The sequence below is a fragment of the Alteromonas abrolhosensis genome (assembly GCF_001953635.1).
GTDB classification, from domain to species: domain Bacteria; phylum Pseudomonadota; class Gammaproteobacteria; order Enterobacterales; family Alteromonadaceae; genus Alteromonas; species Alteromonas abrolhosensis.
The window spans coordinates 1,136,074-1,149,512 of sequence record NZ_MEJH01000003.1; the positions used below are offsets into that span (position 1 = coordinate 1,136,074).

Annotated in this window: 6 protein-coding genes; 4 read left to right on the top strand and 2 right to left on the bottom strand. The window is 46.4% G+C overall.

The genetic code is table 11. The features are described 5' to 3' along the window. Nucleotides 1-528 precede the first annotated feature (528 nt). The 3 genes from recC to recD are packed head-to-tail and all read left to right on the top strand — an operon-like array spanning nt 529 to nt 10,499. Nucleotides 529-4,185, top strand: coding sequence for an exodeoxyribonuclease V subunit gamma (gene recC / locus BGK61_RS07055; RefSeq protein WP_014998678.1), 3,657 nt, complete (start codon nt 529-531; stop codon nt 4,183-4,185). Further along, a complete protein-coding gene (gene recB / locus BGK61_RS07060; protein WP_076026037.1) occupies nt 4,182-8,240 on the top strand; it encodes an exodeoxyribonuclease V subunit beta in 4,059 nt (1,352 codons plus the stop codon). Before recC ends, recB begins: the two co-directional genes overlap by 4 nt. 33 nt (nt 8,241-8,273) lie before the next feature. Next, nucleotides 8,274-10,499 carry an exodeoxyribonuclease V subunit alpha gene (gene recD, locus BGK61_RS07065; RefSeq protein ID WP_076026038.1) on the top strand — a complete coding sequence of 742 codons (2,226 nt, stop codon included), beginning with the start codon at nt 8,274-8,276 and terminating at the stop codon, nt 10,497-10,499. 51 nt (nt 10,500-10,550) lie between these two features. On the opposite strand, the gene BGK61_RS07070 is transcribed toward recD, so the two are convergent. Together BGK61_RS07070 and BGK61_RS07075 are read right to left on the bottom strand one after the other, a co-directional pair. Beyond that, a complete protein-coding gene (locus tag BGK61_RS07070; protein ID WP_014998675.1) occupies nt 10,551-10,958 on the bottom strand; it encodes a hypothetical protein in 408 nt (135 codons plus the stop codon). A 106-nt stretch (nt 10,959-11,064) separates the two neighbouring features. Further along, nucleotides 11,065-12,492 carry an aminotransferase-like domain-containing protein gene (locus BGK61_RS07075; protein WP_076012920.1) on the bottom strand — a complete coding sequence of 476 codons (1,428 nt, stop codon included), beginning with the start codon at nt 12,490-12,492 and terminating at the stop codon, nt 11,065-11,067. Nucleotides 12,493-12,752: 260 nt separating this feature from the next. On the opposite strand from BGK61_RS07075, the gene BGK61_RS07080 reads away from it, so the two are divergent. After that, nucleotides 12,753-13,373, top strand: coding sequence for a LysE family translocator (locus BGK61_RS07080; RefSeq protein WP_014998673.1), 621 nt, complete (start codon nt 12,753-12,755; stop codon nt 13,371-13,373). Nucleotides 13,374-13,439 lie beyond the last annotated feature (66 nt).

Here is a 13,439-nt window from a genome sequence, read left to right on the forward strand (position 1 = left end):
GCACTTGCACCACGGTAAAACTGTGACCTAATGGTCATGTTTCTCTTCATTTTATAAGTGTTTGATTTTTATGGTTTTAAAAGTTGGCATTCAACCTGCAAAACATAAAGTGTTAACAGTGCTGCCCAGTAGCGTTAACGTGAATGAGTGCCAGGCAACGCTTATTCACGTTGTTACTGGGAAGACCGTAAACCTTACCCACACAGATTTTTCGTGTCCTGAGGTCTGTGTGGGTTTTTTTATTTGAAAATGCCTCCATCCTTCTTCTCTCTGCTTGTCTACCATCTCACAAACATTCGCATACTGGTGCGCCGATTCACTTACGCAAAATTGTGCACAAGGCGAGCCATTTAATTTTTGATTTATCCCTTTTTGAACGTTATGTACGTGCAAGGTTTTCGCTTAGTTAAAAATTGGAGAAATAACTTAACTACTGAGCCCAATGCGATACACTAAATCATAAGGTCGACGATACATGAACAGTCTTTGTACAGTATCTAAAAGCTCGTTCTACAAAGGATTTTTCGATTGCTTGCGCTATATCCCTCTAATAAATTAGAACATTTAAGTTTTCTTCTTACCACGCTTCTACGTCAGCAGCCCTTGGGTGTATTTACGCCAGAAACTATCTTGGTTGAAAGCCCAGGTATGCAGCACTGGGTCAGTATGCAGCTTGCCACTGAACATGGCGTGGCGATGAATATTGATTATCCCTTACCAGTGCGTTTTATGTGGAATACGGCACGTGCGGTATTGGGGCAGGACACAGTACCTAAGCAGTCACCTTATCGCCGGGAAGTACTAACCTGGCGCATTGACAATATTCTCCAAGATGGCTCGCTGATGAGCGGTGATGCCTTTGAGCAAGTTAATCGATATTGGCAAAATGCCGGAAGTGAACAAGAGCAGGGGCTACAGCGCCTTCAGCTTGCAACTGCCCTTGCTGACGTGTATGAGCAGTACTTGTTGTATCGTCCAGACTGGTTGTTCAAGTGGGAAGCTAACGAACGTGCAGTGTTTGACGATATGGAAATATGGCAAAGTGAAATTTGGCGTATTCTAGCTAAAGAGCAGCCGTTACATCCAGCACGCTTGCACCAAATGACCCTTGAAGCATTAGACGGGGGTCATATACCGAATCAGCATCCAACGAGTAATCTACCTAAGCGTGTCATAGTGTTTGCCATCAATACTATGGCGCCGCAATTGATAGCATTCTTTGACGCCCTCGCGCAGCACATTGATATTCATATATTTCATCTGAACCCTAGCGTAAATTACTGGGGAGAGGCGAAGAGCAGCAGTGAACAAGCAAAGTTATTGCGTTTAGAAGGCCTTAAAAAATGGATGGAAGAAGATCAGTCCAATCCGTTGCTTGGCAACCTAGGTAAGCAAGGCAGAGAGCTTTTCAATTTACTGACCGAACTCGATACCTTTGAAATAAGTGCGTTTGATTCGCCAGATTTTGATGAGGGGGATAATAATGGTGAGAATAACCGCAGTCGCGGTTTGCTCGAGTATATTCACAATGACATTTTGCGGGCTGCTCCCCCTAAACCGCTAGACTGCGGGTTAAAAAGCGGTGATGTAAATGCCTCCGCTCTAAAAGAAAAAGATGATAGCGTCACTATCATGTGTACCCATTCCGCGCTTCGCGAAGTGCAAGTGTTACACGACCACTTATTACATTGGTTATCTCAGGATAAAACGCGCACCCCATCAGATATTCTTGTGATGTGCCCCGCCATCGAAAACTACGCCCCGTTTGTTGATGCCGTATTTCACAGAGTAGGCACTAAATCCTTAGCAGGCACCGGACAGGTCAGGCTTCCTTGTACCATTGCAGACAGAAGCCCTATGGACGCAGAACCATTGATTGCAGCGTTTATGGCGCTGTTACAGCTGCCAGATAGCCGTTTTGGCGTGTCGGACATCATGGATTACCTGCAGCTAGATTCAGTACAAAAGCGTTTCGCCGTGTCCCAAGACGATATAGAGCAAATGGTGGTCTGGCTAAAACAAGCGCACATTCACTGGGGTCTTAATAGCGCGCATAAAACTGCTGTCTCAGAAGGTGTTGATTTAGATGAAACCTACAGCTGGTGGTGGGGAATTCGCCGCTTGCTGATGGGCATGCTCGCACCAGATAGTGAAGTCATTGTTAGTGACCTACTTACTATCCCCGACGTAGAGGGGCAAAGTGCGCTTACACTAGGCAAGCTTATTGATGTTGTGGCGCTACTCGGCGAGTTTGCCCAAGCGTTGACAGCCCCAAGGACGCCGTTGCAATGGTCTAAAGCCTTAATAGCGCTAAGAGATGCGTGTTTTATGCCGATAAAAGAGCAGCAGCAAAGTTGGGATCTTATTGCCAAAGTTGCAGCTGATCTTGCTGCTCGATGCGAAGAGGCAGGTTATGAACACGAACTCAGTCTTCGTCAGGTGCGCGACCTGCTACTCAATCGGTTTTCGTCGCCAGATGCCGGTAACCACTTTATGACCGGTCAGGTTACGGTGTGTTCTATGCTGCCAATGCGAAGCATACCGTTTAAAAAAGTGTGTATTTTGGGGCTGAACGACAGTGAGTTCCCCAGAAAATCAAGCCCGCTAGGTCTCGATTTAATGGCGAGCTCTGGCCGGCAGATTGGCGATCGCTCACGGCGCTTGGAAGACAGGTATTTATTTCTCGAAGCCATTATTTCCACCAGAGAGAGCTTATACTTAAGTTATCAAGGGAACGACGTAACTAATAACAGTGAGCGACAACCCAGCCTGGTATTAGCTGAGTTCATGGATATGTTAGAAAACAGCTATGAACTGGATTTATCCAAATACAGCGTTAATGCGCCGCTACATCCATTCAGCGAAGCGGGGTTTACTGGGCAAATTCCAAGCTACGAAACAGGGTGGCTACGGCTCGCTGACGCGCTACAGCAAGCGAAATTACATAGCGATAAAGTAGAGGATGAATTTGTTGATGAAGGCAATACAGCGGTGCTAGCACCTTCAGCCGATACGCTCTCATCACAAACACTTCGTTTATCAAGTATCCAAATTGCGCGTGCCTTTAAAGACCCACTAGAGTATTTTTCTATTCAACGGCTCGGCGTAAACCTGTCTCAATCGTTTACTTTACTCGAAAATAGCGAGCCGTTTGAGACAAATGCGCTGCTGCGTTATCAGGTGCTCGACGCTATCTTTTCGTCTCCAGAGCGCATTGCGCCAGAAAAAGATGATGTCACCCAGCTTTCATATAGTGAAAAAGTGATCACGTTTGCTTCGCTTAGGGGGGATATCCCTAATAATCCCGTTGCCAGAGATGAAGTTGACATGTGGAAAGAGGGGGCGTTGGCACTAAGTCAGGCAATGGGCCCTCACGACGCGGAACCTAAAAAAGCGCATTTCCAAGGTAAATATATTACCTTTACTTCATCGGCTTTATTAGGCAGTGAAGCTTTAGTCGAGCTTTGTGCAGGAAAGGTCGACGCACACCGAGCGTTGAGTTTTTTCATCTCCCAATTAGTTTTTTCAAGCAGCGATGAAGAAACTAGCTACAGCAACTATCCACTGGATATCTATTCTTGCGCTTGGGAAAAGGGCGAAACCATTTTGAAAAAGCAGCGCTTCCCCGCTTATGACAGGGAGACCGCGGTTCGTTTACTCTTGTTTATTGAGCAGCTTTACATGGCGGTTTATACGGCGCCGACGCCTGTGTATTTAAGCTTGTTCGGTACTTTTATGCCCGGCACTAGAAACTCAGACACTAAGGCTGTAGTGGAAAGCGTAAAACCTGAGATGTTTACCGATATCCTGCGTGCGCTACTAGATAGTGCGGACGGTACTAATGAAACCGACAAAGCGATACTTCGCCAAGTTCAGCAGGCAGTAGATGAGCTGTGCCCATTCATTGATAAGGAAGACGATGTAGCCAGCGAAACCACAAGTGAAAAACACGAAAAAGCCAAACGAACATTGGATCAGGCCGTAGCGCTTTTTGACTCGATAGAATTACAGCGAGCGTTAACTGACTGGCAGCAAAGTAACGGGCAATTTAGTGCCGATATGGCAAACAACCCTTATCTTAACTGGCTGTTTCCACAGGGCGTTAGTTGGAACGATGTGCCGCATTTAAGTGCTTTTGTACTGCTTGCTATGGTAAATAATGCGTCTCAGGAGGAGAAGCTATGAGTTACAATCCAACATCCTCTGACAATCCAATGAGCAAGCATACTCAGCCGGAAACCGACGTTCATAGCGGCACCGAAGCGCAATTACTCGATGTGGTCGCTATGCCGTTAAAAGGGCGGCACCTTATTGAGGCTAGCGCGGGCACGGGTAAAACTTTCAATATAACGCGTTTGTACCTGCGTTTGTTGCTTGAAAAAAAGCTCAACGTTAAAGAAATATTGGTGATGACCTTCACCAAAGCCGCTACCGAAGAAATAAAGGGGCGCATTGCTAAAACGCTAAGAGAAGCCCTTCTTATTTGGCAGCAGGCCAAAGATAATGGTAACGAAATAGACAGTAGCTGTGACCCTGTTTATCAGCATTTATTTAATAGTTGCGACACCGACGAGAGTTTGGCTCTTTTAAAAGCGGCGCAGCTAGAGCTTGATGAAGCCTCGGTGTTTACTATTCACGGCTTTTGTCAGCATGTTATTACCCAATTAGCATTTAACAGCGGCTTTGCTATGTCGCTCAACTTGGGCAATGACACCAGCGATTTATACCTTGAAGCTGCCGAAGACTTCATTCGAAAAATAAGCAAAAGCGAGGACGAGTTTAGACTACTGGCAGAGTCAGGCTGGCATACACCCGACAAACTGCTGCGAGAGTTTAACGCCAGCATTAAAAGTACTCTGACCCCATTATTGCTTAGTGAAGAGGATATTGAGGCGGCGTGTAAAAAGCAGCTAGATGAAGCACCGTACACGTCTTTAGCCTACGTGAAGTCTCTACTTCAAAGCGTAGAAGACAATGAAGGGCTATTGGTAGAACAGCTCATCAAAACACCGGCCCATAAAAAAGAGCGGCCGCAGGAGTTGGCTGCACTTAAAGCTTGGTTGCGTTCTTGTGTAGATGAACAAAGTTATTCTCTTCCTCCACCGGAAGCGGAGGCTTTTGTTAAAGGTAACCGATATGCGCGAAATTCATCTGGTGTAAAAGAGATTTTAACGCCTATAAAAGACTTTGCAGGGGCGCTTAAAAAAGCATTTGGTGAGAAAGACAAAGCGCTTGGCAAAGTGCCCGTATTCAAGCTGGTGGTTGAAGCTATTGCGTTCATAAAATCCCGCGTTGAAAAGCAGAAAAAACAGCTTGGCGTTATCGACTTCGATGATCTTATTCGCATGCTAGCCGATGAAGTGGTGAAGCCGAACAATACCCTTGTGCCTGAGCTTCGTAAGAAGTTTCCCGTAGCGCTTATTGACGAATTTCAAGATACCGATGCAAAGCAGTACGCTATTTTAGACGCAGTTTATCCTAATCTTGCGGATGCTAACGAAAGTGCATTATTAATGATAGGTGACCCCAAGCAGGCTATCTATCGCTTTCGCGGCGGCGATATCTTTACCTATTTAAAGGCGGGTAGGCAGGCAGATTACCGCTGGGTGATGAATACCAACTGGCGCTCGGTAGAGGGAATGGTTAAAGCCTATAATCGGTTATTCTACGGTGCGCCTGTAGCGTCAAATAAACCCGCCGATGTGTTTGGCTTTAACATCAAATACAACCCTGTGGAATTTACGCCTAAAGCGGCAGCGGCTAAAACGCCACTTATCGACCCTGCCGAACAAGATAATGTAATGAAAAGTGCTGTAATGAAAAGTGCTGTAACGAAGCGCAGCGCGATGAACTACGTTAGCATGTGTTTGGATGACAAAGAAAACACCAGCATTATGCGTCGTAAAATGGCTCAGTGGATTGCGCAAGAAATTTACCGCTTATTGAACGAAGCGCACTTCCAAACAGCGAATGGTGGCACCGCGCCGGTGAAGCCTAAGGATATCGCTATCTTGGTGAAAGACAGGACCGAAGCTGGCGCTATCAAAAGCGTACTGCAGCAAAAAGGTTTGGCATGCGTTTATTTAAGCGATCGCAGTAACTTATTTGCCAGTGCCGAAGCCAAAGATGTACTGAGGTTGCTTAACGGTATTTGGCACGCTAACGACACCAGTAAAGTGGCGTCGAGCTTGGCGTCACCGCTTTGGGGTTATAGTGCCCAAACACTCATTGAGCTGCTGTACCACGAAGATGACGCGCAGTGGGATGCGGCTATCGACAAGGTAATGTCGCTGCGCGATATGTGGCTGCAAAAAGGATGCATGAGTGTGCTGCTGTATTTAATGCAAGATAGCTATCAACCTCATGCTGACAGCGTGGAACGCGCCCTTACTAACTATCAACACCTAGCCGAAGTGCTGGAAAAAGCCAGCACTACTCACCAGCGCCCAGAGCAGTTGCTCGACTGGTTGAATAAGCAGATTCATAAGCCTGAAAGTGATGAAGAGCTTACTTTACGTCTTGAAAGTGATAGCCAGCTTATTCGACTTATTACTCAGCACGGCTCGAAAGGGCTAGAGTACCCCATCGTGTTTGTTCCTTTTGCTACCGGCTACAGAGACGCGGCTAAAAACGGCAACACTACGTCGCAGATATTTACCTATTACGACGAAGAAAAACAAGATTTACAAATGCAGCTGGGGCAGACTCCACAGGCGATAGCTCGCGTTCAAAGCGAGAGCGAAGCGGAAGACATGCGACTGGCCTATGTGGCGGTAACACGAGCTGCCCATCGCTGTTACATGGGCGTTGTACCGCTTACTAACAATGAAAGAAGCGCATTAGCACGAGCACTTGGTGTAGGCGGCGATGGCAGCAACAACGATTGGTCAAGTGTGTTAAACCGTGTTGCTGAAGAAGAAGCGTCCCATGCCTGCCATATCAACGGCGATGAGTTTGAGGAAGTGTATACTGGCTTTGAACAAGAAGATGAGTTACCACAACTTACTGCTTTGCAATTTACTGGTACTGCAAGCGAAGAATGGCGACTGTATTCATTCTCAGCAATGAGCCGGTTAACAACGATTGGTGTGAGCCAAAGCGTTGAAACAGGCACAGCAGCAGAGTCCGGCGCATCAACAGAGCCCTTGAGTCAAACCTTTCCAAGTGTACCCGTACTTCAAACCATTCGAGATGAAGAAGTGTATGCAAGCGATACGCTTGTGAACGATCTGGGCTCAATTGACGCAGACGACCATGCACCGCAGGGTAAAGCAAGTACGGTAAGTAAAAGCGAGCTGCGTTTTACCCTAGAGAAAGGTGCCAGTGCAGGTAATTTACTTCACGATATTCTTGAGCACAGTGACTTCAGTGCGCCCGTATGGGAAGAAACTGGCAAAGAACTGGTTAACCGCTTTGGGTTAGATGAAAAGCGGACGCCGTTACTTTATGAATGGCTTGAAGAAGCCCTGCAAACACCGCTGTATCCTAATATGCAGTTTAGCATGAGTGATTTGCCGGTAGAGCAAACCTTGCGCGAAGCAGAATTTTATTTTCCAATGAACGATACGCAATGGACTCAGCTTCGTGAAGTACTCGCGACTCATCGAAAAAACGTGGCAGACATTATTGGCGGCGAGGTCGAGACTGCGCCTCAACTAATTACTGCAAAATTACAGGGAATGATGCACGGATTCATTGATCTGATTTTTGAACATGACGGACAGTTTTATGTGGCAGACTACAAATCAACCTGGCTTGGCGATACCCTAGATAGTTACATGCCAACGGCGCTGTTTCATAACAACCAGCATCACCTTTACGACCTTCAGTATTTAATTTACTGCTTGGCGCTACACCGCTATTTAAAAAATACGCTACCAAACTACGACCCAGATATCCGTTTTGGTGGTGTGTATTACTTGTATCTACGCGGTATGCACCCAGAAAACGAGCGCGGTGAAGGAGTGTTTTACACTGATATTCCATCGTCTGTACTTCACCAACTAGACGGGATATTTGCAAGTAAAGATGGGGCTCTACAAAGTGATAGTTCAAAGAATGAAAGTTCGGGAAATGAGCCTTCACCAAGCGACATAAATACTGCGGCGACAAGTGCTAGCGAAACAAGCCCATCTGCGAAGGCTTCGACAAAGGCAAGTTCGAAAAAAGCAGGCAGCTCTCGCCAACCTTTGGGGCAACAGCCTTCTGGTCAGCAGCAGTTTAGTTTCGATGACGAGTAATAAACGTCAAAGAAAGTGAAGCAAAGGAAAATAATGAATTACAATCAAGATTCCGTATCGTCATTTTTTGATAACTTGTTTGGCATTGAGGCTATCGACAAGTTTGTCGCAAAAGAATTTGGCTTTGTTGACGAACTAGAACAAGAAGACAGGCTTATCTGGGCTGGGGTCTTAGCGTATTTGTCTTATATGCAGCGCAATGGCCACAGCTGTATTTATCTTAAAGAAATAGCGGGTACAACGCTTTTTAAAGAGGTAGTAGCAGAACAAGAGGCGGTCTTGGCGACCGAAACGAATGAACACAACAGTAGCGGGACGGTTGGCGCATCTAAGTCACCAGTAGAACAAACCGAGCAGGAAAAAGCGCCCAAAGCAGGTGTTGACGTGCCACAACTAACATCGCTACTTAGAATTGTAAAAAGCGCGCTGGTTAACGAGCAGGTGGCTCAACTATTTGTCTATAGCAACGGCAAGCTGTACAGCCGTCGCTACTATGAGTTTGAACAAGAAGTTGCGAGCAATGTGGTAAAACGAGCTGCGCTTACGCCGTTAAGTGATGACGCAAGCGAAAAAGTAAAGCAACTTTGGCCCGCAATATTTCCTACCGAAACAACCGATCAGCAAGACTGGCAGCAAATTGCGGTGGCGAAAAGCCTGATGCAGCGCTTTTGCGTTATAAACGGTGGGCCAGGAACAGGTAAAACTTATACTGTATTGCGCTTATTACTGGCGCTACAGGCTTGCGATGAAAACTTAAAAATTGTGCTGGCAGCGCCTACAGGTAAAGCGCAACAGCGTATGACCGAATCTATCATGAACAGCATAGACGGGCTTCGCGGCAAGTTGGACGACACAGTACTTAACAACGTGCCTACCGATGCTGTGACGCTGCATAGATTACTAGGATTGCGCGAGCACGGTGTATCGACTAAGTTCAATCAGCACAATCAATTGGCAGCAGATGTACTTATTGTCGATGAAGCAAGTATGGTCGACTTAGCACTAATGACGCGCATAGTACGAGCGTTACCAGACCATGCGCGACTCTATTTTATCGGTGATGCTGATCAGCTTCCTGCGGTTGAGCTTGGTAACGTGCTAGAGCAGCTAGTTAGTGACGGGGCTACAAGCTTTGGCGCAAACGAGAATGCCGCTTTAAACGGCACAGTCAGCGTGCATAGCTCACTTAGTTTAGGCGGCCATGACAACGCGCTTTCTTTAGGTGGCGTGCCATCGTTAATGCGACAGCATATCGCTACGCTGTGCCCACATTTACCTCTGTTACCGGTTAACGAGCGCGCAAAAAGCTATGTAGCAACACTGCAGGCACCGCAGCGCTTTAAAGGGCAGGTGGCTAAAGTTGCAACGGCCATACAGCGAGGTGATGCGAGCGGCGCACTTGCTGCAATTAATGACCGGGCTGATGCCAATGACGAAAGTGCAAAGCCAGCTTCAAGTATTGCTTCACGACTTCAGCCGGGTGTGCATTTGTGGCCGGAACACCAAGTTAGCGGTCGTGATTTGCATCAACTGGCCAAAGAAAGCTTCTTGCCTATTTTTGACGCGGGCAGCGCTGAAGAGGCGCTTAATCGCTTGAATGTTGTTAGGTGGCTAACACCCGTTCGCAAAGGCGCAATGGGCGTAGAAGGGCTCAATACTTTAGTGTTCGATGCTATTAAGCACAAGATCAGAAAGCGGGAAGGGCACTTTTATCAAGGCCAGCCCATCATGATTGTAAAGAATCATCACCCTCAGCGACTATCAAACGGCGAGGTTGGCGTAATCTGGCCAGACAATAAGGGAAAGCTTTATGCGTGGTTTTATCAAGATAGCCAAGCAACAGGACAAAAAGCACCGCTAGGTTCAGGAGATAGTGGGGATGAGCTTTTAAGTCAAAAGCAGCTAAATCAGGGCCAGACACAACAGGAGCAGAAGCAAGCGTTACGCAGCATTTCGCTTTCAAGAGTGCCACAGTTTGAAACTGTTTACGCCATGACCATTCACAAATCACAGGGCTCTGAATTTAATCAGGTTGTACTCATCTTGCCAAAACCTGATAGCGATAAAGCTGCAAACCTCTTTCACCGAGGGTTAGTGTATACAGGATTAACCCGTGCCAAAGACGGCTGTTTAATCATTTCAGATAACGCTACATTCAGCCACATGGTTCAACGGGTGGATAAGCGTTATTCTGGGTTGTCTGAGGCGATTAGTCATCATCTTGAGGATAATTCTTACGCCAGCCCAGAAACTAAATAAAAAATGTACTCTGACCCCAAAATTTTGGGGTCAGAGTACATTTCTGTGGGGTTATTTCACAGGCGTAAAAAGGCACAGGCCACGCTTATTTATATCAATGGGGGTTTTGCCTATTACATAAATACGCGTGGGCGATGTAACGCGTAAAATACCGCCTTCAGCCTTTAAAAATTGAGACGGCAAAAGCACAGATGTATCGGTGGCGTCTGTTTTATTTGTTTCTGGTTTTATGACAAAGTGAGACAAACCGAAGTGATCCAGCCAACCCAAAATATTGTCTGGCGTTGCTACAAAATTGTCGTGCTTTAAAACACTGCTGTGTAGTGTAATATTGGCGCCGAAAACGGGCTTGGTCTCTATTGCCATTTGGGTGTTTGGTTTTAAGTGTAGCCGGTATAACCCATGTGCTTCAGGCACAATGTCATCATTTGCATCTGTATTATTCACTAGCGTAAGCATACAAAGTTTCGCATGGTAGTTCTGATGCTTTTATTGTGGTGGACTTATAGCAAGGCTGCGTTGATGTGGATCAACTGCTCTTTGGTTTAGGCGTCCTACCTCCGAATTAGACCTCCTGCGCTAAAAGTAACTCGCCAAGATGCTTTATAGCTTCTGTTCGCGCGGCCTGAGTACTATCAATAAAATTGAAGCGCAGGCAATGTCGATATTTTCCTGTTGCTGAAAAAAGTTGACCGGGCGCGATATAAATACCATGCTGCTTCGCTTCATCGGCAAGCTTAACCGAGTCGTAACAACTGCTAAGCTCTACCCACAGTACATAGCCTCCTTGAGGATAACTAATACAGGTATCAGCAGGAAAAAAACGCTTAATATCTGCGCGTAGGGCATCTCGTGCACTTAAATAATATTGACGCATGGCCCGAATATGTTTGTCATAGCCACCTTGTTCAATGAAACTGGCAATAGCCAATTGGGGCAGAGTGGGGCACATAGAGCTGCTGACATATTTAACGTGGAGCACTTTATTTCTGTAGCTTCCCGGCGCTATCCAGCCCACGCGAAAGCCAGGCGCCAGCGTCTTGGAAAACGAAGAACACAGCAACACTCGTCCGTCCTCATCAAACGATTTGATGGTTTTAGGACGAGGATAAGAATAGGCAATATCGCCATAAATATCGTCCTCGATAATGGCCACGTCGTACTCTCTGGCTAATTCGTATAACGCTTGTTTTTTTGCCTCAGGCATTACGAAGCCCTGAGGGTTATTTACCGTTGGTGCGACTAAGATGGCCTTTATTGGCCATTGATCAAGTGCTAGCTTTAACGCTTCTAAACTCAGTCCTGTTTCAGAATCGGTAGGGATCTCTAACGCTTTTAACTCGGCGCCCTTGATAGCCTGCATGGCACCGTAGAATCCGGGTGATTCTACCGCAATCACATCCCCAGCACTCGCCACAGCACGAAGACACACCGACAGCGCCTCTTGGCAGCCAGAAGTCACAATAAACTCATCGCTTTGCAGCACACAGCCCGATGCTGCAGCCAGTCGGCTCAATTGTTTTCGCAGACTTTCATCACCCTTTACGTCACCGTAAATCATGCCATCTAAGGCGCGATGTTTAGTGAGTTCGTGTAAACGTTTTATAAGCGGTTTGAGGGTTTTGGCAGTCATGTTCGGCATGGCATGCTGAAACTGACACAGTGTTTTAGTGTCGTGATCTTTATTGAAGGTATTTAGCAAGGTGTCTAGCACATCTTCCCATTGAGTCACGTCCATAGGGCGTTGCGGTGGCTTAGTCATGCGTGGGGTGTTATCTATTGATATGCTACGAGCGACAAAATAGCCCGATTTAGGTTTTGCCTCTACCAGCTGCTGAGCCTCCAATACACGGTATGCTTCCTGTACGGTGGCGATACTCACTCCATGTTCTGTTGACAACTGCCTAACCGAAGGTAATTTATTTCCCACTTCAAACACGCCCCGCGCTATTTGGGCTTTGAGTTCATCGGCTAATGTTTCGTATAGCGTCATCGCAACCTCGATTCTTATGAAGTCATCTGCATACAGATAACTATATATTAGTTAATGATTGCTTTTAACCATACAGATTGACGTAATTACTACCATACAGAAGTTAATATAAGTAAACTGTATGGCTGTTTTTAAAAATGTGTGGGTATGATGCATACAAAAATATGATTGTATTGTGTTAGTGAAACACAAGCGTTTAGCTTATCGGTCTTCTTTTGAACTAAGAAGCGCACTGCTTACCTCAATACATAAGGACAGTCATGGAAACATCTCTTCTCATTGCACTTTCAACATTCGCATTTATCAGTACGGTGACGCCTGGCCCAAATAATATGATGCTATTGGCCTCTGGCGCACAATACGGCTACAGACGTTCGCTGCCGCACATGCTGGGAATTGTGATTGGTGTTGCGGGGCTGATGGTAAGCACACTGCTGGGCATTGGTGCGCTGTTTAATATATTTCCTGTGCTTTACAGTGTACTTAAGCTACTTGGGGTGGCTTATCTGCTATGGTTAGCATTCAAAATTGCTACTGGCCCCGTAGATGAGCCAGTAGATCTGGTAGAAAACAAAATTAAATCGACCAAACGCCAAGGGCCGCTCAAGTGGTGGGAGGGGGCACTATTTCAACTGATAAACCCCAAAGCATGGATGATGGCGTTAGCCAGCGTAGGCACGTTTTCACTGCCTGGCGAGCACTACACCCAATCAGGTATTGCGATTGTTACCGCTTTTGCCGTGATTGGTTTTCCAAGCATCTCGCTGTGGGCGGCAGTTGGCGCAAAAATTCGAGTGTGGCTGAGTTCGCCAATTCGAAGACGGCAGTTTAACCTCACAATGGGCGCGGCCACAGCAGCCACGTTATTTTTGATAGTGTAACGATGATAGTGACTAGACGCTGACCTTTTAGGTGAAAACCGCTAGGCTGGCGTCTTTCAAAATTTT